General features: G+C 74.3%; 19 protein-coding genes. 13 read left to right on the top strand and 6 right to left on the bottom strand.

Going from position 1 to position 23,952, the window contains the following annotated elements:
* The first annotated feature begins 39 nt into the window (after window positions 1-39).
* The 11 genes from D7223_RS13495 to D7223_RS13545 all read left to right on the top strand — a co-directional run bounded on the left by D7223_RS13495 (window position 40) and on the right by D7223_RS13545 (window position 14,594).
* Window positions 40-753: a siderophore-interacting protein gene (locus D7223_RS13495; RefSeq protein ID WP_120728718.1), complete on the top strand. Its 714-nt coding sequence runs from the start codon at window positions 40-42 to the stop codon at window positions 751-753.
* Window positions 750-2,006 (top strand): MFS transporter, encoded by a 1,257-nt coding sequence (locus D7223_RS13500; protein ID WP_120728719.1) that lies wholly within the window; start codon window positions 750-752, stop codon window positions 2,004-2,006. The genes D7223_RS13495 and D7223_RS13500 overlap by 4 nt, the downstream gene beginning before the upstream one ends.
* 113 nt (window positions 2,007-2,119) lie before the next feature.
* The gene (locus D7223_RS13505) at window positions 2,120-3,676 is read left to right on the top strand and encodes a pyridoxal phosphate-dependent decarboxylase family protein (RefSeq protein ID WP_120728720.1); all 1,557 of its coding nucleotides are present in this window, start codon (window positions 2,120-2,122) and stop codon (window positions 3,674-3,676) included.
* A gap of 24 nt (window positions 3,677-3,700) precedes the next feature.
* Entirely contained in the window at window positions 3,701-4,993 is a 1,293-nt protein-coding gene (locus D7223_RS13510) for a lysine N(6)-hydroxylase/L-ornithine N(5)-oxygenase family protein (protein WP_120728721.1), read from the top strand.
* On the top strand, window positions 4,990-5,559 hold the full coding sequence (locus tag D7223_RS13515; RefSeq protein WP_120728722.1) for a GNAT family N-acetyltransferase: 570 nt from the start codon (window positions 4,990-4,992) through the stop codon (window positions 5,557-5,559). Before D7223_RS13510 ends, D7223_RS13515 begins: the two co-directional genes overlap by 4 nt.
* Window positions 5,556-7,340 (top strand): IucA/IucC family protein, encoded by a 1,785-nt coding sequence (locus D7223_RS13520; RefSeq protein ID WP_120728723.1) that lies wholly within the window; start codon window positions 5,556-5,558, stop codon window positions 7,338-7,340. The genes D7223_RS13515 and D7223_RS13520 overlap by 4 nt, the downstream gene beginning before the upstream one ends.
* 41 nt (window positions 7,341-7,381) lie before the next feature.
* On the top strand, window positions 7,382-8,959 hold the full coding sequence (locus D7223_RS13525) for an MFS transporter (RefSeq protein WP_238161941.1): 1,578 nt from the start codon (window positions 7,382-7,384) through the stop codon (window positions 8,957-8,959).
* Window positions 8,960-9,044: 85 nt separating this feature from the next.
* On the top strand, window positions 9,045-10,223 hold the full coding sequence (locus D7223_RS13530) for an ATP-grasp domain-containing protein (protein WP_120728725.1): 1,179 nt from the start codon (window positions 9,045-9,047) through the stop codon (window positions 10,221-10,223).
* Window positions 10,220-11,857 (top strand): IucA/IucC family protein, encoded by a 1,638-nt coding sequence (locus D7223_RS13535; RefSeq protein ID WP_120728726.1) that lies wholly within the window; start codon window positions 10,220-10,222, stop codon window positions 11,855-11,857. Before D7223_RS13530 ends, D7223_RS13535 begins: the two co-directional genes overlap by 4 nt.
* Window positions 11,854-13,452, top strand: a complete 1,599-nt coding sequence (locus D7223_RS13540; protein ID WP_120728727.1) for an IucA/IucC family protein — start codon at window positions 11,854-11,856, stop codon at window positions 13,450-13,452. The genes D7223_RS13535 and D7223_RS13540 overlap by 4 nt, the downstream gene beginning before the upstream one ends.
* Window positions 13,449-14,594, top strand: coding sequence for an alanine racemase (locus D7223_RS13545; protein WP_120728728.1), 1,146 nt, complete (start codon window positions 13,449-13,451; stop codon window positions 14,592-14,594). The genes D7223_RS13540 and D7223_RS13545 overlap by 4 nt, the downstream gene beginning before the upstream one ends.
* 6 nt (window positions 14,595-14,600) lie before the next feature.
* Here D7223_RS13545 and D7223_RS13550 read toward each other — a convergent pair whose 3' ends face one another.
* Complete coding sequence (locus D7223_RS13550; protein WP_120728729.1) at window positions 14,601-15,464, bottom strand: endonuclease/exonuclease/phosphatase family protein; 864 nt, start codon at window positions 15,462-15,464, stop codon at window positions 14,601-14,603.
* A gap of 144 nt (window positions 15,465-15,608) precedes the next feature.
* Window positions 15,609-16,568, bottom strand: coding sequence for a cellulose binding domain-containing protein (locus D7223_RS13555; protein ID WP_158610883.1), 960 nt, complete (start codon window positions 16,566-16,568; stop codon window positions 15,609-15,611).
* 133 nt (window positions 16,569-16,701) lie between these two features.
* Between D7223_RS13555 and D7223_RS33040 the strand changes: the two genes are divergently transcribed.
* Window positions 16,702-16,848 (top strand): hypothetical protein, encoded by a 147-nt coding sequence (locus D7223_RS33040; RefSeq protein WP_186832208.1) that lies wholly within the window; start codon window positions 16,702-16,704, stop codon window positions 16,846-16,848.
* A 63-nt stretch (window positions 16,849-16,911) separates the two neighbouring features.
* Here D7223_RS33040 and D7223_RS13560 read toward each other — a convergent pair whose 3' ends face one another.
* The 4 genes from D7223_RS13560 to D7223_RS13575 form a co-directional block, all read right to left on the bottom strand.
* Window positions 16,912-17,568: a response regulator gene (locus D7223_RS13560; RefSeq protein WP_120728731.1), complete on the bottom strand. Its 657-nt coding sequence runs from the start codon at window positions 17,566-17,568 to the stop codon at window positions 16,912-16,914.
* Window positions 17,565-18,932 (bottom strand): sensor histidine kinase, encoded by a 1,368-nt coding sequence (locus D7223_RS13565; RefSeq protein WP_147252506.1) that lies wholly within the window; start codon window positions 18,930-18,932, stop codon window positions 17,565-17,567. The genes D7223_RS13560 and D7223_RS13565 overlap by 4 nt, the downstream gene beginning before the upstream one ends.
* Window positions 18,933-18,975: 43 nt before the next feature.
* Window positions 18,976-21,021, bottom strand: a complete 2,046-nt coding sequence (locus D7223_RS13570) for a serine hydrolase domain-containing protein (RefSeq protein WP_120728733.1) — start codon at window positions 21,019-21,021, stop codon at window positions 18,976-18,978.
* Window positions 21,022-21,188: 167 nt separating this feature from the next.
* Window positions 21,189-22,388 (bottom strand): ROK family protein, encoded by a 1,200-nt coding sequence (locus D7223_RS13575; protein ID WP_238161908.1) that lies wholly within the window; start codon window positions 22,386-22,388, stop codon window positions 21,189-21,191.
* Window positions 22,389-22,879: 491 nt separating this feature from the next.
* Between D7223_RS13575 and D7223_RS13580 the strand changes: the two genes are divergently transcribed.
* Window positions 22,880-23,932 (top strand): S1 family peptidase, encoded by a 1,053-nt coding sequence (locus D7223_RS13580; protein WP_120728735.1) that lies wholly within the window; start codon window positions 22,880-22,882, stop codon window positions 23,930-23,932.
* Window positions 23,933-23,952 lie beyond the last annotated feature (20 nt).

Consider the following 23,952-nt stretch of genomic DNA (forward strand, 5'->3'; position numbering starts at 1 on the left):
ACCTCCCCTAACTAAGCTCGACCTTACCTGGAGGGGTGCGTGAAACGGAACTGGGAGGCCCTGGTCCTCAAGGCCATGGGAGGCCGGGACTTCCGGTTGACCGTGCTGGGCACCGAGTCGATCGACGGGCACTACCAGCGGCTGCTCGTCGACGGCGGTGGACTGCTGGAGGCGTGCGGGGTGCACCCGACGATGTGGATCCGGCTGTGGTTCGACAACGACGGGCGGGCGCACCAGCGCGCGTACACCCTGGTGGACCCCGACCCGGCCACCGGCCGGTTCAGCCTGGAGTTCGCCGTGCACGACGGTTGCGCCGCCCGCTGGGCCACCGGCGCGCGGGTCGGCGACACCATCCCCGCCACCGTGCAGGGCACCGCGTTCCAGCTGCCCGATCCCACCCCCGAGCACCTCTACCTGGTTGGCGACGCGGCGTCGCTGCCCGCGGTCAACAGCCTGCTCGACGCCGGTGCCGACATCCCGGCCACGGTCTGGCTGGAGTACGCCCACGAGGGTGAGAAGTCCCTCGCCCCGCGGGCGCGCGCCCACCACCAGGTGACCTGGGTGCCCCGCCGGGACGACGGCCGGCACCTGGTCGAGACGGTCCAGGCCGCCCTGCCGGCCAGCGACGCGGCGCACTACTGGGTGGCCTGTGAGGCGGCCAGCACCCGCGACCTGGCCCGGCACATCCGCCGCGGCCTGGGCGTGGACAAGCACCGGGTCACCTCGCTCGGCTACTGGCGGGCCGCCGCGTGAACGGCCGGCTCGGCACGCTGACCTCGCTCTACGTCACCCAGTACCTCGGCGTCGGCTTCATCACCGTCGGGCTGACCGCCATCCTGCGCGACGGCGGCACCTCGCTGGACACCCTGGCGCTGTTGCAGGTCGTCGGCCTGATCTGGCCGATCAAGTTCCTCTGGGCGCCGCTGCTCGACCGGTACGGCTCCCGGCACCGCGGCCACTACCGGTCCTGGTTGCTGGTGCTCCAGGGTGCCCTGGTGGTGTCCCTGCTGGCGCTGCTGCCGTTCTCCCGCCCGGCCGACCGGCTCGGCGCGGTGATCGCCATCTGCGCCGCGTACGTCTTCTTCTCGGCCACCCAGGACATCGCCGTGGACGCGGTCGCCGTCCGGCTGCTCAGCGAGTCGGCCCGGGGCACCGGCAACGGCATCCAGGTGGCCGCGAGCTACCTGGGCAACCTGCTCGGCGGCGGGGCCTGCGTGCTGGTCTACGACCGGTTCGGCTGGGAGCCCGCGATCGGCCTGCTGGTCGCGATGACGGCGGTCGGCCTGGTGGTGGTGTGGCGGTTCCGCGAGCCGGCCCGCACCGACCGGGTGCCCCGGATCGGCACGGCCTACCGGGCGTTGCTGTCGGTCTTCGGCCAGCCGGGCTGCCGGTGGTGGACCTTCGGCGTGGTGCCGCTGGTCTACGTCGGCGCGGGAATGGCGTACGCGCTGGTCACCCCCGCCCTGGTCGACGCGGGGTGGTCGCTGGGCCGGATCGGCGTGGTGACCGGTGTGGTGATCAGCGTGCCGGCCATCGTGGCCGGCCTGGTCGCCGGGCTCGGGGTCGGGCGGTTCGGGCGGGCCGGCGTGCTGGTGGTCGGTGGTCTGGCGCTCGCGCTGTCGACGCTGCTGCTGCTGCCCCTGATGAACGGCCGCGCGCCGCTGGGCCCGACGGTGGCCGCGCTCTGCTTCTTCATGGCGGCGTACACCGTCGCCAACGTCGTGCTCTACACGGTCAACATGGACTACTCGCGCCCGGACACCGGTGGCACGGACTTCACCGTCCTGTCGTCCTTCGGGCTGGTCTGCTCGTTCGTGGCCGCCTCGGTCGGGCTGGCTGCCGCCGAGCGGATCGGCTACCCGGGGGTCGCGGTCGCCGCGATCGTGCTGGTGGCCGCCGGAGTGGCGCTCGGCCTCGCCCACCAGCGGCGGTTCCCGCGCCCACCGCGCCGGGACGGGTCGGTGGACCCGGCTCCGACGGCGGCCAAGGTGCGGGCCGTGGCCTGAAACGCCCAACCGCCCTCTTGACTACTGATTAGGTAAGGCTAGCCTAACTGCGGTTGCAGTGCGGTTCGCCGCCGCCGCGATCCCCGTGTCACTCCTGATCGATGAGGACCTGCATGAGCCCGAACGGAAGCGCCCTCGACACCCCGCCGGCCGGGGCCGGTCCCGACCCGATCGCCGCGCGGGCCCACCTGCTCAACGCCGACTCGGTCGGGACCTACCGCCGCACCGTGATCGAGGGTGTCGACCGCGTCGCCGCCCGGGTGGCCACCGCCGACCGGCCGTTCACCGGCGTCTCGCCGGAGGCGCTGGCCCCGCTGGTGGCCGGCATCGACCTGGACCGGCCGCTGGGCGACACCGCCGCCGCCCTCGACGAGCTGCACGACGTGTGGCTGCGGGACGCGGTCTGGTTCCACCACCCCCGCTACCTGGCCCACCTGAACTGCCCGGTGGTGATCCCCGCGCTGCTCGGCGAGGCGGTGCTCAGCGCGGTCAACTCGTCGGTGGACACCTGGGACCAGAGCGCCGGCGCCACGCTGATGGAGCGCCGTCTCGTCGAGTGGACGGTCGGGCGGATCGGTCTCGGCCCCGGCGCCGACGGCATCTTCACCAGCGGCGGAACCCAGTCCAACCTCCAGGCGATGCTGCTCGCCCGCGAGGAGACCCACCGCCGGGTCGTCGGCGGTGCCGCCGAGCGGCCGAGCCGGGCCGACGTGCTGTCCCGGCTGCGGATCATCACCTCCGCCGCCGGCCACTTCAGCGTGCAGAAGGCCGCGAAACTGCTGGGTCTCGGCGCCGAGGCGGTGCTGACCGTGCCGACCGACGCGGGCCGGCGGATGCGGACCGACGAGCTGGCCCGCACCATCGCCCGCTGCCGGGACGAGGGCTTGGTGGTGATGGCGGTGGTGGCCACCGCCGGCACGACCGACTTCGGCACCATCGACCCGCTGCCGCAGATCGCCGACGTCTGCGCCGCCGCCGGGGTCTGGCTGCACGTCGACGCCGCGTACGGCTGCGGTCTGCTGGTCTCGCCGACCCGCCGGCACCTGCTCGACGGCATCGAGCGGGCCGACTCGGTCACCGTCGACTACCACAAGTCGTTCTTCCAGCCGGTCAGCTCCAGCGCCCTGCTGGTCCGCGACGCCCGCGTGCTGCGGCACGCCACCTGGCACGCGGACTACCTCAACCCGGCCCGGGCGGTCGAGAAGGGCATCCCCAACCAGGTCGACAAGAGCATCCAGACCACCCGGCGCTTCGACGCCTGCAAGCTCTGGCTCACCCTGCGGATCATGGGTCCGGACGCGATCGGATCCCTCTTCGACCAGGTCGTCGATCTCGCGGCCGAGGCGTGGCGGATGCTCGACGCCGACCCCCGCTTCGAGGTGGCCGCCCGCTCGCAGCTGAGCACCGTGGTCTTCCGGTACGTCCCGCCGGGCGCCGACCCGAGCGTGGTCGACGAGGCCAACCTGCACGCCCGCGAGGCCCTGTCCGCCTCCGGCGCCGCCCTGGTCGCCGGCACCAAGGTCGACGGGGCCCACTACCTCAAGTTCACCCTGCTCAACCCCGAGACCACCGTGGACGACATCGCCGCGGTCCTCGACCTGATCGCCGGCCACGCCTCCTGGTATGCCGACACCCGGTCCGCCGCCGCCCTGGCCTGCCCGGTCGGCTGACGCCGTTCCCGCTTGGAGAAACCGATGTCGACACACGACTTCATCGCCGTCGGGCTGGGCCCGTACAACCTCGGCCTGGCCTGCCTGACCGCACCGATCGACGACCTCGACGGGGTGTTCCTGGAGGCTCGGGACGGCTTCGACTGGCACCCCGGCATGCTGCTGGACTCGACCCGCCTGCAGACGCCGTTCATCGCCGACCTGGTCACCCTCGCCGACCCGACCTCGCCCTACTCCTTCCTGAACTACCTGAAGGAGAACGGCCGGCTCTACCCGTTCTACATCCGGGAGAGCTTCTTCCCGCTGCGGGTGGAGTACAACGACTACTGCCGGTGGGCCGCGGCGAAGCTGCCGAACCTCCGCTTCGGGCACACCGTCACCGGTGTCGGGTACGACGAGGCCGACGGCTGCTACGTGGTGCGCGCCGACACCGCCGACGGCGAGGTCACCCACCGCGCCCGGCACCTGGTGCTCGGCACCGGCACCCCGCCGTACCTGCCGGAGGCCTGCCGCGACCTCGGCGGCGACCTGGTGCACAACTCCCGCTACCTGGAGCACCGCGACGCGCTGCGGGCCAAGGGCAGCATCACCATCGTCGGCAGCGGCCAGAGCGCCGCCGAGATCTACCACGACCTGCTGACCGACCTCGACACCTACGGCTACCAGCTGAACTGGGTCACCCGGTCGCCGCGGTTCTTCCCGCTGGAGTACACCAAGTTGACCCTGGAGATGACCTCTCCGGACTACGTGGACTACTTCCACGCGCTGCCCGAGCCGACCCGCTACCGCCTGGAGGGCGAGCAGAAGGGCCTGTTCAAGGGGATCAACGCCGACCTGATCAACGACATCTACGACCTGCTGTACGCGCGCAGCGTCGCCGGACCGGTCCGCACCCGGCTGCTGACCAACACCGCTCTGCGCACCGCCAGCCACGATCCGGCGAGCGGGACGTACACGCTCGGCCTGCACCACGTCGAGCAGGGACGGGACGCCACCCTGGACACCGAGGGTCTGGTGCTGGCCACCGGCTACCACTACCGGCTGCCCGCCTTCCTCGACGGTGTGCGGGACCGGATCCGCTGGGACGACCACGGGCGGTTCGACGTGGCCCGCAACTACAGCGTCGACCACGCCGGGCGGGAGATCTTCCTGCAGAACGCGGCCACCCACGCGCACAGCGTCACGTCGCCGGACCTGGGCATGGGCGCGTACCGCAACTCGTGGATCATCCGGGAGTTGACCGGCCGGGAGCACTACCCGATCGAGAAGAGCATCGCCTTCCAGGAGTTCGGCGTTCCCGCCGGAGCGACCCGATGACGGTGTTCCACCGCGTCGACGAGCGGCTCGGCGCGTTCGCCCTGCGTACCCTCGACGCGGAGGCGGACGCCGCGCTGCTGCACGGCTGGGTGACCCACCCGAAGGCGGTGTTCTGGATGATGCAGGACGCCGACGTCGCCGGGGTGACCGACGAGTACCGGCGGATCGCCGCCCACCCGCACCACGACGCCTACCTGGGCCTGTGGCGGGGCACGCCGGCCTTCCTGGCCGAACGCTACGACCCGGCGCACGTCGAGCTGGTCGGGCTGTACGACGCCGCTCCCGGCGACGTCGGCATGCACTTCCTGTGCGCCCCCACCGACACCCCGGTGCCCGGCTTCACCCGCGCGGTGATCACCACGGTGATGGCGTGGCTCTTCGCCGATCCGGCCGTGCGCCGGGTGGTGGTCGAGCCGGACGTGCGCAACACCGCCGTGCACGCGCTCAACGCCGCGGTCGGCTTCACCGTCGTCGGCCCGATCCGCAAGCCCGAGAAGGAGGCGTTGCTCAGCGTCTGCACCCGGGACCAGTTCCGCACCGCCACCCGAGGAGACGTACGCCCGTGAACCCCACCACGTCGGTCGACCACCTGACGCCCGAGCGCTGGGCCCGCGCCAACCGGCTGCTGGTCCGCAAGGCGCTCGCCGAGTTCGCCCACGAACGTCTCGTCACCCCGGAGCCCACCGGCGACGGCCGGTGGCGGGTACGCGGCGACGACGACGCGGTGGAGTACCGGTTCGCCGCCCGGCTGCTCGCGCTGGACCACTGGCTGATCGACCCGGAGAGCGTGACCCGGCACCGCGACGGCGCCGAGCTGCCGCTGGACGCCGTCGACCTGGTGCTCGACCTGCGCCGCGCGCTCGGCCTCACCGACACGGTCCTGCCGGTCTATCTGGAGGAGATCAGCGCGACCCTGGCCGGCGGGGCGTACAAGCTCGCCAAGCCGCCGGTGAGCGCGGCCGAGCTGGCCGAGGCCGACTTCCAGACCATCGAGACGCAGATGACCGAGGGCCATCCGTGCTTCGTGGCCAACAACGGCCGGATCGGCTTCGGCGTGCACGACCACCACCGGTACGCCCCGGAGGCCGGCTCCGGCGTCCGGCTGGTGTGGCTGGCCGCGCACCGGGACCGGACCACCTTCACCTGCGCCGCCGACCTGGACTACGACACCCTGGTCCGGGCCGAGCTGGGCGAGGAGACCCTGGCCGGGTTCGCGGCCACCCTGACCGGCCTTGGCCTGGACCCGGACGACTACCTGCTCCTGCCGGTGCACCCCTGGCAGTGGTGGAACAAGCTGTCGGTGACCTTCGCCGGCGAGGTGGCCCGGCGGCGGCTGGTCTGCCTGGGCGAGGGGCCCGACACCTACCTGGCCCAGCAGTCGATCCGGACCTTCTTCAACGTCACCCGCCCGGACCGGCACTACGTGAAGACCGCCCTGTCGGTGCTGAACATGGGCTTCATGCGCGGGCTGTCGGCGGCCTACATGGAGGCCACCCCGGCGATCAACGACTGGCTCGCCGCGCTGGTCGACAACGACCCGGTGTTCAAGCGCACCGGGCTGTCGATCCTGCGGGAACGGGCCGCGATCGGCTACCGCCACCCGCAGTACGAGGCGGCCACCGACCGGTACTCGCCGTACCGGAAGATGCTCGCGGCGCTGTGGCGGGAGAGCCCGGTGCCCGGCCTGGAACCGGGCCGTCGGGTGGCCACCATGGCGTCCCTGCTGCACGTCGACGGCGACGGCCGGTCGCTGGCGGCGGCGCTGATCGCCGCGTCCGGGCAGCCGCCGGCGCAGTGGCTGCGCCGCTACCTGGACGCCTACCTGGTGCCGCTGCTGCACTCTCTGTACGCCTACGACCTGGCCTTCATGCCGCACGGTGAGAACGTCATCCTGGTGCTGGACGGCGCGACGGTGGAACGAGTGGTCTTCAAGGACATCGCCGAGGAGATCGTGGTGATGGATCCCGAGGCCGACCTGCCCGAGGCGGTACGCCGGATCCGGGCGGCCGTGCCGGAGGACGAGAAGATCCTGTCCATCTTCACCGACGTGATCGACTGCTTCCTGCGGCACCTGGCGGCCGTCCTGGTCACCGAGGGCGTCTGCGACGAGGACACCGTCTGGCGGACGGTCGCCGAGTGCGCCGCCGCCTACGCCGACAGCGTCCCGCACCTGGCCGACCGGCTCGCCCGGCACGACCTGTTCGCCGAGCGGTTCCCGCTGTCCTGCCTCAACCGGCTGCAACTGCGGGACAACCGGCAGATGGTCGACCTCGCCGACCCGTCGGCCGCCCTCCAGTTCGCCGGCACCCTGGACAACCCGCTGGCCCGCTTCGCCCCGCGCCGGTGAGCGGCGACCGGACGGCCACCGGCACGGCCGCCCCCGGCCCGGTGGGCGACGACCGGCCGGACGCCGGGGCCGCCCTGGTGCCGGCGCGCTGGCTCATCCTGGCGGTGCTGTGCCTCGCGCAACTGGTGGTGGTGCTGGACAACACCGTGCTGACCGTCGCGGTGCCGGTGCTCACCACCGAACTGGGCGCCAGCACCGCCGACGTGCAGTGGATGATCAACGCGTACGCCCTGGTGCTCTCCGGGCTGCTGCTGACCGCCGGTAGCGCGGCCGACCGGTACGGACGCCGCCGGATGCTGCTCGTCGGCCTGGTCCTGTTCGGACTGGGCTCGCTGGCCGCCGGGCTCGCCCGCAGCAGTGAGCAGCTGATCGCCGCCCGGGCCGGAATGGGTGTCGGTGGCGCGTTGCTGATCACCACCACGCTCGCCGTCGCGATGCAGATCTTCGAGGCGGCCGAGCGGTCCCGCGCGATCGGCATCTGGGCGGCCACCAGCGCGCTCGGCTTCGCCGCCGGCCCGCCGATCGGCGGCACCATCCTGGCGCACCTGCCCTGGGGTGCGATCTTCCTGATGAACATCCCGATCGTGCTGGTCTGCCTCGTCGCCGGCCTGGCCCTGGTGCCGGAGTCCCGCGAGCCGGCCCGGGGGCGGCTGGACCTCGGCGGGGTGGCGCTGTCCACGTCCGGCCTCACCGCGGTGGTCTGGTCGATCATCGCGGGGCCGGACCGGGGCTGGGCGTCGGCCGAGGTGCTCGGCGCGGCCGCCGCCGGGGTGCTGCTGCTCGCCGCCTTCGTGTGGTGGGAGCGGCGGGTCGAGGCGCCGATGCTGGACATGCACTTCTTCCGGGACCGCCGTTTCGTCGGCGCCATCTCCGGGGTGGTCCTGATCACGTTCGGCGCCACCGGCGCGCTGTTCCTGCTCACCCAGCACCTCCAGTTCGTCCGTGGCTACCCGGCCTGGGAGGCGGGCCTGCGGATGGTCCCCTTCGCGCTGTCCATCGTGCTGCTCAACGTCACCGGGGTGGCCGCGGCGCTGATCCGCCGGCTCGGGCTGGCGGTGGCCATCGCGGCCGGCATGACCATGCTCGCCGGCGGACTGGTCCTGATCACCCACGTCCCGTCGGACGGCTACGCCGTGCTGCTGACCGGCCTGCTCGTCATGGGCACCGGTTGCGCGCTGGCCAACCCGGCCATCGTGGAGGCGGTGATGAGCGCGATCCCGAGGCATCGGGCCGGCGCCGGCGCCGGCGTCGACGGCACCATGACCGAGGTCGGCAGCAGCCTCGGCGTCGCGGTACTGGGAGCGGTGCTCAACGCCCGGTTCGCCGCCCTGCTCCCCGCCGCGCTGGCCGGGGCGGGCTCGTTCCCGGCCGCCCTCGCCGCCGCCCGGTCCGGGCCGGAACGGGACGCGGTCACCGCCGCCTTCGCCGCCGCGCTCAAGGACGGCCAGACCGTCGGCGCGGTGGCCGTCCTGCTGGGCGGTCTGGTCGCCGCCGGGCTGCTGCACCGCGCCGAACGGCGGGAGCGCGCCGAGCGGCCGGACCGCGCCGAACGGCCGGACCGCGTGGCGCGGCCGGATCCCGCCGGGCGCGGCGCGGCGGTCACCGGCGGCGGCCGCTAGGCGCGACGCGGGCGACCGACGGAAACCGACCACGGCGGTAGGCTCAGCGGATCGCGAGTCATCGTCCCAGTCCACGGAGGCGGGATTGCGGCTGTACCTCACCGCGCTCAATGCCACCGACGCCGTCCTGGAGGGCTTCCTTCCGGCGGCGGCCACCCTCGGACTGCCGGTCACCGTCCTGACCGACCGCCCGGACCGGTGGCCGGACGGCGTTCCGGTGGCCGGGTGCGCCGTCGGTGACCCGGCGGCCGTGGTCGCGGCGGCCACCGCGAACGGCCCGCCGGTGGGGCTGCTGTCCAACAGCGACCACCTCCAGGAGGCGACCGCGTGCGCGGCCCGCACGCTCGGCCTGCCCGGCAAGGACCCGGAAGCCGCCCGGGTCTGCAAGGACAAGGCCGCGGCCCGCCGGGCGGTCGCGGCGGCCGGCCTCGACACGGTACGCACCGTCGCCCTCGACCCGGGGGCGGCGGCCACGGTGCCGGACCGGATCTTCCCGGCGGTCGTCAAGCCCCGCGCCGGCGTGGCCAGCGAGGACGCCTACCTGGTGGCCGACCGGCGGGAACTGGCCGACCGGGTGGCCGCCATCCGCGCCCGCCGGCCGGACGTCGCGCTGGTGGTCGAGGAACACCTCGCCGGCGAGCTGCGCACGTACGACACCCTCGGCGACGGGACCACGCTGGCCGTGGTGGGCGGATGGCGGACCGGCCTCGGCCCACCACCCACCTTCGTCGAGACCAGCCTCGACTGGGCGCCCCCGCCGGAGCGGGTCGACACCGCGCTGCGCGCCCGGCTGGACGCCCTCGGTGTCGGCCTCGGCGCCTGCCACACCGAGTACGTCGTCCAGGACGACCGGGTCCGGCTGATCGAGGTGAACTACCGGCTGATCGGCGACCGGATGGACCTGATCCTGGCCGAACTGCTCGGCGTGCCGCTGTTCGCCCACGTCATCCGCCTGCACCTCGGCGAACCACTGGCCGCGCTCGACCTGCCCGACCCGTCGACGGTCGACCGGTTCGCCCGGGTGGAGTACGTCTGCGCGGACCGGCCGGGCGTGCTCACCACCGCCCCCGGGCGACAGGACACCGTCGCCGGCGGGGTCCGGCTGGGCTGCCGGCCGCTGCGCGAGCCCGGCGGTGTGGTCGAGCCGACCGGCACCAACCGCGACTACCTCGCCGTGCTGCACGCCGTCGGGCCCGACCGGGACACGGTCCGGGCCGCGCTGGCCGCGTTCCGGCAGGACCTGCGCTGGACGATCGCCGGATGACCGACGACAGCGAGCGGGAGGTGTTCACCCGGGTGCTCGACGCCCTGCTGCGCGAGGACCACCTCGGCCTGCACAGCCGGGGCGGCCCGGACGGGCCCGGCTGGTGGGTGGTCGCCCACCCCGCGGGGCTGCTGCGCATCCCGGTCCGCGCGGACGGCTTCCAGCAGGCGATCCGCAGCGCCGCGCCCGCCCTGCACTTGGTCGACCCGGGCGGCACGACCCGGCGGACGGACACCCTGGACGGGTTGCTGGCACTGCTGCGTCCGCGCGGCGACGCCGAGGCCGAGGCCGGCTGGCGGGTCTTCACCGCCGAGTGCCGGGCCGACCTGCGGGCCCGCCGGCTCGCCGCCGGGGCACGGGCGCGGGTCCTCGCCGGAGTCGTCGCCGAACGGACGGGCGCGGGTGCCACCGGCACCGGCCTGCCGGCGGCGCTGCTCGACGACGTGCTCGCCGCGTACGCCGGCCACCCGGTCTATCCCACCGACCGCTGCCGGCACGGGCTGGACGACGAGGACCTGCGGCGCTACGCACCCGAACACCTGCCGCGCTTCGCGCTGCGCTGGTATCCGGCCCCGGCCGGATCGGTGCGGCTGACCGGTTGCCTGCCACCGTGGTGGCCGCCGGCACCGGGGCCGGACCAGGTGTTGATCCCGGTGCATCCGCTCACCGCGCGGCGGTACGCGCTCGACGTCACCGAGCTGCCGGTGGTGCCGGTGCGGCCCACCCTGTCCATGCGTACGGTGGCGCTGGCCGACGACCCGTACACCCATCTGAAGTTGCCGCTGCCGACGGCGACCCTCGGCGCGGCCAACCGGCGGACCCTGCACCCGGACACGCTCGCCGACGGCGCGGCCGTGGCCGGCCTGCTGGACCGGATCGCCGCCGGGGAACCGGCCTTCGCCGGTCGGGTCCGGCACGCCGACGAGGGCACCTACGGGCACGTCGACGGCGACGAGCGGCGGGGTTTCCTGCTGCGCCGGTTCCCGCGCGACCTGGCCGGGGTCCGGGTGGTGCCGGTCGCCGCGCTGGCCGCGCCCGATCCGGTCGCCGGGACGGTGCTGCAACGGCTCAGCCCCGGCCCGCCGGAGGCGCTGCTGATGTCCTATCTGGACCTGTTGCTCGACTGGCACGTCTTTCTCTGGCTCCGGCACGGGGTCGCCCTGGAGGCGCACCCGCAGAACATCCACCTGCTGGTGGATCCGGACGGGACGGTCGGCCTGCTCTACAAGGACAACGACGGCGCGCGACTGGACGGACGGCACCGGGTAGCCGGCGGGCCCGCGCTGCGGGACAACCGGATGTGGGTGGCCGACCCGCGGGAACTGGCCGACGTGTTCGTCACCATCACCCTGCACCTGGCCGCGGCGGCGCCGTTGCTCGCCCTCGCCGCGCGGGGCGTGCGCGTGCCGTCGCCGGCCGCCGCGCTGGCGCCCCGGCTGGCCGCCGCCCGGGACCGCTGGGGTGACGGGCCGGCGGCGCGGCTGCTCACCGAACGGGTGCTGCGCGCCGCCCGGCTGCCGGTGAAGGCGATGCTCACCGCCGGCACCCTGTTGCCCAAGCAGCGACTCGGCTGCGCCGACGTGAACAAGTACTACCGGCGTACCGGCCCGAACTACCTGCGGGAGACGCCATGACGGGTACCGGCCTGCGCTCCGGCTGCCGGCGCGACACCGACCGGCGGGCCGACCTCGCCGCCGCCCACGGCGTCCTCGGCTGCCTGGTGCGGGAGGTCGCCCTGCCCGACGGCGACGCGGCGGTGGTCGGCGACACCCTGCGGCTGCGACTGCGACACCTGGACGTGACGCTGCGCTGCGCGGTGGCCCGGGTCTCGCCGATCGGCGCGCACCGCTACCGCGGCGCGGTGCAGCGGCGCACCGGCGGCGACCGGTGGGAGGACCTGGACTCCGCCGGGCTCGCCGGCCTGGTCGCCGCCGAACTGCGGGTCCGCACCGGCGTGGACAACGAGGAGTTCCCCGGTCAGGTGCGGGCCAGCCGGGACGCCGTCGGGCGCCTGCTGGCCGACCGGCCGGCCCGGGACCCCACCCCCACCGGCGAGCCGGCCGTCGACGCGTACGTCGACTCCGAACAGTCGCTGGTCCTCGGCCACCCGTACCACCCGACACCGAAGTGGCGCAGCGGCGACCCGGACACCTGGCGGGCGTACGCCCCGGAACTGCGTACCGCCTTCCGGCTGCACTGGCTCGCGGTGCCGGACGACCTGGTGGCCGACGCCGGGCCCTTCGACCCGTTGGTGGCGGCCCTCGACCCGCCCCGGCCTCCCGCCGGGCACCGGGCGCTACCGGTGCATCCGTGGCAGCTGTCGCTGGTGCCGCCGACGCACCTACGCCTGCGCCGGCTCGGTGCGGCCGGCGTGCCGGTGCGACCGACGGCGAGCGTGCGGACCCTGTACGCCCCGGAGGCGGACCTGTTCGTCAAGGCCAGCCTGCACGTGCGGATCACCAACTGCCTGCGCAAGAACGCCCGGTACGAACTCACCGGCGCGGTCGCCCTCAGCGACCTGCTGTCCCGGGTGCCGCTGCCGGCCGGCGTCGCGCTGCTCACCGAGCCGGCCTACCGCACGGTCGACCTGCCCGGCGCGGACGAGGCGTACGGGACGATCCTGCGTACCGGGGTCCGTCCGCACCTGCGGCCCGGCCAGATCCCGCTGCTGGCCGCCGCGTTGGCCGCCGGTCCGCTGCCGGTGGCCGACCCGGTGGCCTGGTGGCGGGCGTACGTCGGGCTGCTCGTGCCGGCGGTGCTGGGGTGCTGGCTGCGCCACGGCGTGGTGCACGAGGCGCACCTGCAGAACGTGGTGGTGGTGCTCGACCGGGAGCGCCGGCCGGTGCGGATGCTGCTGCGCGACCTGGAGGGGGTGAAGCTGGAGACCCGCCGCTGGTCGCCGTGGCCGCGGGGCGTTCCGCCGGAGGTCGGCTACCGGCCCTCCGACGCGCGCAACCGGATCGTGTACTGCCTGTTCGTCAACCACCTGGCCGGCGTCTGCGGCGCCCTCGCCGACGCGCGGCCGGGCATCGAGACGCTTCTGTGGCAGGAGCTGCGCGCGGTCGTCGCGGCGGTGGCGGCGGATCTCGGCGAACCGCCCGAGTTGCGCGCGCTGCTGCGCGGGCGGCCCCTGACGGCCAAGGCGAACCTGCTGGTCCGCTGGCGTCGGGACGCCGACCGGGCGGCGGTGTTCGTGCCGGTGCCGAACCCGTTCGGAGGACCCCGGTGACCCGGCCGGTCTACGTGCACGACCTCGACGGTCTGGCCGGGCACGCCCGCGCCATCCGGGCCGCGCTGCCGCCCCGGGTGGAGTTGCTGTACGCGGTCAAGGCGAACCCCGATCCGGGTGTCCTGCGTACCCTCGCCCCGCTGGTCAGCGGGTTCGAGGCCGCCAGCCGGGGCGAGCTGGGGCGGCTGGCCGAGGTCCTGCCGGGCCGGGCGCCGGCGGCGTACGCGGGTCCGGGCAAGACCGACGAGGACCTCGCCGCCGCGCTTCGCGCCGGGGTGCGGCGGATCCACGTCGAGTCGCCGGCCGAACTGCGCCGCCTCGGTGCGCTGGCGGTGGCCGCCGGCACATCAGCGGGGGTGCTGCTGCGGGTGAACCTGCCGGTCCGGACGCCCGGCGCGAGCCTGGTCATGGGCGGTCGGCCCAGCCCGTTCGGGATGGACCCGGCCGACGCGGTGGCCTGCGCCCGCCAGCCGCCGCCGGGGGTGGACGTCCGGGGCGTGCACGCGCACCTGGCCAGCGGGCTGGACGCGCCGGCCGCCGCCACGGTCGCCGCCGCCGTGGTCGACTGGGCGGTCACCGAACTGGGTGCGGCGGAGGTCGACGTGGGCGGTGGGATGGCCGTCGACTACACCGACCCGTCGGCGCGGTTCGACTGGACGGGCTACGGCCGGGCGCTAACCGAGGTCCTCGACCGGCATCCCGGCCTGCGGCTGCGCATCGAGCCGGGCCGCTCGGTGACCGCCTACTGCGGGGCGTACCTGACCGAGGTGATCGACGTGAAGCGGTCCCACGGCCAGTGGTTCGTGGTGGTGGCCGGCGGCACCCACCACCTGCGCACGCCCGCCGCGAAGGGCCACCCGCAGCCGTTCACCGTGCACCGGCGGCGCGGCGGTGGCGATCCGTGCAGCGACGGCGGACCGGTCACCGTGGTCGGGCAGCTGTGCACCCCGAAGGACGTGCTGTCCTGGTCGGCGGATGCCGGACCGGTGGGGGTGGGCGACGTACTGGCCTTCGCCATGGCCGGCGCGTACGCCTGGAACATCAGCCACCGCGACTTCCTGCTGCACGACCCACCGTTGTTCCGGACCGGGGATCCGCACGTGCTGGCCGCCGGGTGGGCGTCCCGGCCGTACGGCCGGTGAGCCGGCTCAGGTGGACCGGTCGGGTGGTCGGTTGACGGTCAGGCTGACCAGGACGCCCGGATGGTCCGTGGTCCCGGCCATGTCGATCCGGCGGACCGGCCCGACGCTCACGTCGGCGGTGGTGAGGATCTGCTGGACGCCGGTGCCGTCCAGCCGTTGGTAGTCCGGCGGTACGCAGTCCCGCAGGTCGGGCGTGCCGCCGAACCGGAGATTGAGGTCGCCGCCGACCAGGGTGGGCTGGCGACGGGTGGCGGAGTGCAGCGCCGGGATCGCGGTGCCGAACAGGTGGACGCACTGGGCCAGCGCGGCCGCCGAGTCGAAGGCGGCCAGGTGGGTGGTGCAGGCGTGGAACGCGCCGGGCGCGTGCAGGCAGAGCCATGCCCGTTCCTCGGGGTCGATCGGGTCCTGCGCGGGAAAGAGCCCACGGTACGTCGTGTGCCCGCGTTGGCCCGACGGCAGGTGCGCCAACAGACCGATGCCGTACTCCTGGCCGTTTCGGCACCGGGACGGCCCGCCGGTCCGCCGGTCGGAGGCCGCCTGGAAGCTCGCCACGACGGCGCCGCCGTGGTGCACGTCCGCCAGGTCCCGCTCCAGCGGGCCGATGTCCTCCCGGCAGATCTCGTTGAGGGTCACCAGGTGTGGGGCCTCGGCGCGGATCACCTCGCCGGCCCGGTCCACGGCCCGGCCGGTGTAGCAGCCGGCGAGGCCGCTGTTGCACAGGTTCATCTGGAGCATCCGCAGGGGCCCGGGCTGGCCGTCGCCGACCGCCGGGGATCCGGCCGGCAGCGCGGCGGCGACGAGCAAACACCCGGCGGCCAGGACCCAGCGGAGGTGTCGGCGGCGGGCCGGCCGGGCGGCGCGACGCGTCACGTGGTCGGGTCGGCGGTCCGGCCGCCCGCGGTCCGCGGCTCCCTGTCGCCCATCCGTCGCCTCCGTCGGTCTGCTCGCCGTTCGCCTTCGACGAACCCCACGCTAGGCGACATCCGCGCCTGCGGCGAGCCGGTGGCGAGGTGGTCAGGGAACGGGCGGCGGCGGGTCGACGGCGATCCCGATGGACGCCGGGGCGGAGAGGTTGCCCGAGCTGTCGAAGGCCCGGACGTGGAACAGGTACGTGCCGTACCCGCGCGAGACACCGTAGGCGAACGTGTCGCCGACCTGGGTGCTCCCGGACACGGTGCCGCTCTGCTGCACGGTGTATCCGGCGACGAACACGTTGTCCCGGGAGGCGTCCCAGGTGAGCCGGTAGTGGCCGTCCTGTGGCCCGGCCAGCCGAAGGTTGGTCGGGGCGCTGGGCGCTTCGCCGTCGGGCAGCGCGCCCAGCTTGATGATGGCGAACGGGGACGAGTTGCCGGCGGCGTCCAGCGCCCGGATGCCGAAGGTGAAGAGCCCCGGGGGTGGGATCGGCATGGTGTGGCTGGTCCCGGTGGTGGTGGCGGTCCGGGTGCCGTTGGAGAAGACCTCGTAGCCGGTGACCCCCCGGTCGTCGGTCGAGGCGTCCCAGTGCAGCGTGAGGGTCTGGCTCCCGCTGCTGGTGCGGGGGTTCGCCGGCACGGTGGGCGGCAGCACGTCCGGGCCGCCGCCGTCCCCGCCGCACGGCACGCCGTTGACCAGGCAGTTCAGCGGGGCGCCGGTGCCGGCCGAGAGCCAGCCGAAACTGGTCGAGGCGCCGGCGGCGAGGTTGCCGTTCCACGGCAGGCTGGTGAAGACGTGGCGCTGCCCGACCCGGGTCAGCTCCGCGTTCCAGTGGTGGCTGACGCTGGTGCCGGTGGGCAGGTCGAACTCCACCCGCCAGGTGGTCAGCGGGGTCGACCCGTCGTTGCGGACGGTGAGCTTCCCGACGTAGCCGGCCGACCACTCGCTCTCCTTGGCGAAGGCCGCGGTCGCGGCGTGGGCCGGAGCGGGCAGGGACACCGCCATCGCGACGCCGAGCACCAGGGCGGTCACCGGCAGCCGGCCGAGCAGCAACGCCTTCATGGACAAGACATTAATTGACGTCGATGTCAAGGGCAATCGGGCGACCGTTGGTTGAGACGGCGTTCGGATGGGCATCAAGGCGGTGGGCGGATCCCGAGAGGATCGGAACACCGGACGAGCGAAGGAGCACCTCATGGCGGACAACACCAAGCAGACCAGCGACGAGGCGGCGTCGGCGGCCAGCAAGGTGCTGCGCGACAAGGACGCGAACAGCGCGGACAAGAAGGCGGCCGGCAGCGCGCTCTCGCAGACGCCGGCCAAGGACAAGTCGGGCAACTGACGTCCGCAGCGAAGGCCCGGTCCGCGCGACCGGGCCTTCGACGTCCATCCGTACGGCGCCCGCTCAACGGGGCACGAGCCCGTTGCGGTACGCCCACACCACGGTCTGCAACCGGTCCCGTACGCCGATCTTCGCCATCGCCCGCCCGAGGTGGGACTTGACCGTGCTGGTCTCGATGAACAGTTCGTCGGCGATCTCGCCGTTGGACAGACCACGGGCGAGCAGTACCACGATCTCCTGCTCCCGCGCGGTGAGCTGCCGGGCCGCCGCGGCGTCCGGAAGGGGCGGCGGGCGGCGGCGCGCGAACTCCGAGATCACCCGGCGGGTGACCGCCTGGTCGACCAACCCGTAGCCGTCGGCGAGACGGCGGACCGCGTCGATGAGGTCCTCCGGTTCGCAGTCCTTGAGGATGAACCCGCTGGCGCCGGCCTCCAGCGCGCCGAAGACGTACTCGTCCAGGTCGAAGGTCGTCACCACCAGTACGGCCGGCGGACGTCCGGTGGCGTCGGCGACGATCTGACGGGTCGCGGCGAGCCCGTCCCGGCCGGGCATCCGGACGTCCATGCAGATCACGTCGGGCCGCAGCCGGCGGGCCAGGGTGACCGCCGACGAGCCGTCGGACGCCTCCCCGACGACATTGATGCCCCCGGCCTGTTCGAGGACGACCCGGAAACCCGCCCGGACGACCGCCTGGTCGTCGACCAGCAGTACGGAGATCATGTCGGGTGCTCGCCCTCCGTCGTCGGGATCGGTTCGGCCGGCTCGTCGTCACGTGCCGTCGGCAGCGTCACGGTGACCGACCATCCGCCGGCCGGCGTCGGGCCGGCGTCGAACTCCGCACCGATCAGGTGCGCGCGTTCCCGGATGCCCACCAGACCGACCCCGCCGCCGGTCCGCGCCGCCGGCTCGGGGCGCCGTGCCACCGGAGCGTTGGTGACCTGGAGGGTGACCGCGCGGGCAAGGTATCGCAGGACCACCCGGACCGGAGCCCCCGGGGCGTGTTGCCGGGCGTTGGACAGGCACTCCTGCGTCATCCGGTACAGCGCGACGTCCGCGATCGGGGGCACCTCGCGGCGCGGTCCCCGCGCGACGAACTCGACCGGGGTGCCGAGGTCCCGCGCGGTGCGGACCAGGTCGTCGAGCACGGCCAGGCCCGGCACCGGGGTGGTGCCCTCCTCGGCGTCGGTGGGGTGCGTACCGTCCCGACCGGCCGACCGGCCACGCAGGACGCCCACCACCAGCCGGAGGTTGTCCAGCGTCTCCTTGCCCTGTCCGCGGATCCAGGCCACCCCGGCCTTCGCCGCGGCGGGATCGCGGTCCACCAACCGCTCGACCGCCGCCGCCTGCACCACCATCGCGGACAGGTGGTGGGCGGCGACGTCGTGCAGCTCGCGAGCCATCCGGGCCCGCTCCGCCCCGATCGCCGCCCGCACCGTGGCCCGCTGTGCCCGGACCGCCTCCTCCGCCCGTAACCGCACCAGGTCCAGATAGCGCCGGCGGGTGGCGACGTAGGTGCCCACGAAGGCCGCCCCGAGGTAGGTCAGGGCGGCCGACGCGAGCTGGCCGGCCGCCGGGGTGAGGCGGCCCGGGCCCGCCACGGCGGTGGCCGCGACCACCCCGGCCGCCTCCACGGCCGCCGCCCCGAGGGCGAGCAACAGCGCCGTCCGCGCCGGGAACAGGACGCCGACGGTGTACGCCGCGATCAGCGGCGCGAGCCCACGGACCGTCAACTCGGGCGGCACCACCGCGGCGATGACGAGTTGGGCGCCGGCGACGAGCCCGAGACAGACCAGCGGCCTGACCCGGCGCAGGCACAGCACCAGCGCCTGCCCGCAGCCGAGGGCGACGACCAACCGGGCCAGTGCCGGGTCGAGGTCGACACCCGCACCGGGGGCGGCCAGCCAGACGATCGGTGCCAGCAGCGCGAACGTCACCGCGGTGACGACAGCGGCGGACAGGCAGTCCCGGGCGAAGGACCCGGTCACGCCGAGCCGGGTGAGTCGCTCGTCGAGCCACCGGCTGCCCGGTCGGGGTGGGCCGGGCAGGCCGGCCGGCGCCGGTTCGCTGTCGGGGTGGTCCGCCATGGTGATCAGCATCCTTCGTCCGCGTTCGTCCGGTGGCGGCGGGTCAGTAGGTGATGTCCGGGGCGAGCAGCATGAACTCGACGGCGAACCAGCCGACGCCGGCGAGCGCCAGCAGCACCAGGACACTGCCGGTGGTCCGCCGCCGGCCGGCGGAGCGCCGGACGTCGTCGGCCAGCCGGACGGCGGCCGGCGCCACCCCGAGCAGGCCGATCAGTTGCAGCGCCTGCACGGTCCGCAGCGCGCCGACGGGTACGTCCGTCAGGCCCATGATCACGGTCATGCTCACCGCCCAACCGACCAGCGCGAGCACCGTGGCGGCGACCGCGACGCGGGTCAGGATCCGCGCGGTGCGCCCGGCCGGAGGACGTGGAGCGCGGCCGAGACGGCGACGGAGCACCGCGCCGACCGGCCAGGAGAGGACGGCCACCACGAGCACCAGCAGCGACGCGGCGAACACCGGTACGACGACGGCGTGTCCGCGGGCGGGCTCGACCGGCAGCAGGGTGATCGCGGGGTCGATGCCGATCGCCCGCACCCGGCCGTCGCTGACCCGCACGGTGACCGTGGCCTGCCCGCCGACCTCCCGCCACACCCAGGGGGCGACCTCCTCGTACAGCGCGGGGGAGTCGGACAACGGGCCGGGGTCGAACCGCAGCCGGCCACCGTCGGCGACGCTCACCGTCGTACGGCCGGCCAGGCCGATCACGGTCAGGAAGGTGCTGCGCGCCGTCCGCGAACTCTCGTAGGTGCCGGCCGCCGTGGCGGCGTGTGCGGCACTGGTCGCCGCGTCCACCGTCGCGGCCGACCGGATGCCCGCCGCCGGGAAGTAGCGGTCGGTGAAGCCCGACATGACCGCCTCACGCAGGTCGATGCTGTCCATTCCCTGGCGCCCGTTGCTGTTCAGCGCGACGAAGACGCCCGTCCGGTCGTCGGGGTAGATCTGGAGGTGGGCGTGGAAGTACGTGGTGTCGCCGCCGTGGCCGAGGATGCGGTGGCCGTTGCGGCTCTCGTCGAAGAACCCGAGGGTCATCCGGGGGCCGTCGGCGAGGGTGCCGAGTGAGGTCGCGTCCAGGGCCGGCCGTTGCATGAGGTCCAGGGTCGGCCGGTCGAGCAGGGGTTCACGGCCGGTCGGTTCGCCGAGGTGGGCGAGCATGAAGCGGGCCATGTCCGGGGCCGAGGCGGTCAGCGCCCCGGCCGGCGGGACACCGACCGTCTCGAACGGCGCGGCCGGGGCGGAGGCGTCCGGGTAGCCGTGGGACATCCGGTCCGCCAGGTGCGCCGGGAGCGGCTGCGCGAAGGTCGAGGACGCCATGCCGGCCCGAGCCAGGACGTTGCGCGCGACGTACTCCTCGTAGGGCATCCCGCTCACCCGCTCGACCACGTACCCGGCGAGCGCGTTGCTGTAGTTGGAGTAGGCGGGCACGGTGCCCGGCTCGTAGATCTGCTCGGGCGGGTCGGTGGCCAGGGCCCGGCGTAGGTCGGTGCCGCCGCCGTCCAGGCCGATCAGGCCGTCGATCCGCTCCTCGAAGCCGGCGGTGTGGGTCAGCAGGTGCCGCAGCGTGACCGCCCGGTCGAAGCGGCGGGGCAGGACGAAGTCGAGGTGCTCGCGCACGTCGGCGTCGAGGTCCAGGTCGCCCTTCTGCACCAGTTGCAGCACGGCGGTGGCGGTGACGAGCTTCGCCACCGAGCCGACCCGGAACAGGTGCCGGTCCGGGTCGACGGCGACGGGGTCGGCGTCCGCGGCGGTGCCGGTGTCGGCGTACCCGTAACCCCGGGCGGTGACGATCCTGCCGTCGTGGACCACGGCGACCGTGGCCCCGGCGATGCCGGTCCGTTGCAGGGCGGCCGGCAGCAGGCCGTCGAGCCACGCGTCGACGTCCCGGCGGTCCAAGACGGCGGTGCCGGCGACGGCCGGTGCCGCGGCCGGAACGGCGACCGGCGGAGGCGGGTCGGCCGTCGGCGTGCCGGCACCACAGGCGGGGACCGCCGCCACGAGGGCGATCGCGGTCGCCAGCAGCGCCGTCCGGCGGAGCGCCAGGCGGCCGGACCGGGGCGGGGAGGATCGGGCGGACGCGGGGTTCCGGATCATGGTCGGTCACAGCCTCTCGCGGCTTTCCGAGTGTCCGGAGGGGATCCGGCGGCGTCACTCGGAGTGCTCCCGCCAAGCCTGTAAGAGCGGCCCGGCCGTGCCATCTGCCGCAGGACGGCAATCGGCCTACGACCTGAGGAGGAACTCCGGCCGGGGCGGCGGGACGCTCACCGTGAGCCGACCGGGGTCCCCAGGGGGTCGGTGAACAGGCGGGAGAAGCCGAGTTCCGCCGCGCCGACCAGGGTGCTGTCGTCGCCGAGCGCGGAGATCCGCAGGTGTGCCCGTTCCCGCGAGACGGGCAGCACGTTGGCGGCGATCCGCTCGCGCACCTGGGTGGCCGAGCCGAGGTAGACCTCCCGCAGCATGCCACCGAAGATGACCATGCCCGGGTTGAACAGGTTGATCACGTTCGCCACGCCGATGCCCAACCAGTCGCCGATGATCCGCAGCGCCTCCCGGGCGGCGGCCTCGCCGCGGTCGGCGGCGTCCACCACCTCCCGGACGGCCTCCCGCCCGAACCGGTCCGCCGGCCGGCCGGCCGCGTCGAGCAGCGCCCGCTCGCCGACCTCCGCCTCCAGGCAGCCCCGGGAGCCGCACCCGCACGGCCGTCCGTCGTACGGGTTGACCAGCATGTGCCCGACCTCGGAGCCGTACCCGCCGTCGCCGCCGAGCAACTCGCCGCCGACGATGATGCCGCCGCCGACGCCCACGTCACCGTGCAGGTAGACCAGGTTCCGCACGCCGACGCCGGCGCCACGCTGGTGTTCGGCCAGCGCGCCGAGGTGGGCCTCGTTGCCCACCAGCACCGGCAGGTCGAGGTCGAGCCGCCGGCCGAGTTCCGCGCCGAACGCCTGGTCCACCCATCCCATGTCCGGTCCGAACCGCACCATGCCGTCGCCGGGACGGATCATGCCGCAGTACGACGCGCCGACGCCCACGCACACCGAGCCGGGCGACGCGCCGCGGTGCAACTGCCGTCCGAACTCGGCCAGGACCCGCACCACCGTGTCCAGGTCCGCGCCGGCCCGGGTCCGCGGTGCCTCCCGCCGCTCCAGGACCGCGCCGCCCAGGGCCACCCGCGCGGCCACCAGCCGGTCCACCGCGATGTCGAAGGCGAGCACGTACGCCCGGTCGGACGCCGGACGGACCAGCAACGACGGCCGCCCCGCCCGGCCGGTCAGCTCCGGCAGGTCCTCCCGGACCAGCCCGGCCGCCGCGAGTTCCGCGGTCATCGCCATGATCGTGCTGCGGTTCAGGCCCATCGACTCGGCCAGCCGGGCACGCGACACCGCGCCGGCCAGGTGCACCCGGCGCAGCAGCGCCCCCAGGCTCGCGCGGCGGCTGTCCTCGGGGGATCGGCCGTCCACAGTCACACTCTTCAGCATCCCGGCGGACCTCGTCGACTGTCGGGTACCGAGGCGCGGAGAACAGCTCTCCGCGCGATCGGTGGTTCACCTCGACAGTACGGTGACCGGCCCCGGTGGACGGGTTCCCGGGGTGCCGCCGGGAGGTAGGAAATCTCCCGACGGCGCTCCGCCCGCGGCATTTTTCCGCCAATCCCGGGTGTCCCGGGATGCGGACCGGCGGCCGGCCGCGCGGCGGCCGGCGTGGCCCGGCCGACCCCACGCCGACCTGCGATGTCTCCACCAATCAGCACAGACCATCCGACTTGCCACTCGTCGGGCCGTCGGCACCCAATGGGTGAGAAGCGGCGGAGTATGACCAACCGGGACGCTTGAAATCAATCTCAAACATGTGAAAGTTTCGAAGCGCCCGGTCGGGTGAGCCTCATCACTCCGATCGGCCGCCCGGGGCTACCCGAACGGCAGCCCACGCTCAGCTCCATGGAGGTATCCATATGCGACTCTCCGGGTCCCCGCTGCGCCACGCCGCCGCTCTCGCGGCGACCGGCGCGCTGGTCGTCGGCACGCTCACCAGTGCCCCCGCCCAGGCCGCCCCCGCGACGACCGCCTCCCCGGACCAGGCCACCGCGCTCGCCGCCGCACTCGGCGACCGCTCCGCCGGGGCGTACGCCCAGGCCGACGGCACCATGGTCGTCACCGTGACCGACGACGCCGCCGCCAGGAAGGTTCGCGCGGCCGGCGCGACCCCCAGGACCGTCACCCGGGGCGCGGACGACCTCGCCCGCGCCACCGCCACCCTCGACGCATCCGCCCGGATCCCCGGCACCGCCTGGTGGACCGATCCCGCGACGAACCAGGTAGTCGTCTCGGTCGACAGCACGGTGACCGGCGCCAAGCTCCAGCGGGTCGAGGCCGTCGCGCAGCGGCTCGACGGCACCGTCCGGATCGAGCGGGAGGCGGGCACGCTCAGCACCCGCGCCGCCGGCGGTGACGCGATCTACGCCCAGGGCGGCGGGCGCTGCTCACTCGGCTTCAACGTCCGCAGCGGCTCCACCCACTACTTCCTCACCGCCGGACACTGCACCGACATCGCCGCCAACTGGTACGCCGACGCCGGCCAGACCAGCCTGCTCGGCTCCGGCGGCACCGGCAGCTTCCCCGGCGACGACTACGGCATCGTCCAGCACAGCGACGCCGCCGCCGCCGACGGCAGCGTCTCCCTCTACAACGGCACCACGCAGGACATCACCGGCGCCGCGGACGCGTTCGTCGGCCAGTCCGTGCAGCGCTCCGGCAGCACCACGGGCCTGCACGGCGGCACGGTCGAGGCCCTCGGCGCCACGGTGAACTACGCCGAGGGCACGGTCACCGGCCTGATCCGCACCACCGTCTGCGCCGAGCCCGGCGACAGCGGTGGCGCGCTGTTCAGCGGCGGCACCGCGCTGGGCCTCACCTCCGGCGGCAACGGCAACTGCTCCGCCGGCGGGACCACCTACTTCCAACCGGTCACCGAGGCGCTCAGCGTCTACGGGGTGGAGATCGTCTGACCGACGCGACACCGATGAGG

This window comes from Micromonospora endolithica, assembly GCF_003626595.1.
GTDB lineage: Bacteria > Actinomycetota > Actinomycetes > Mycobacteriales > Micromonosporaceae > Micromonospora > Micromonospora endolithica.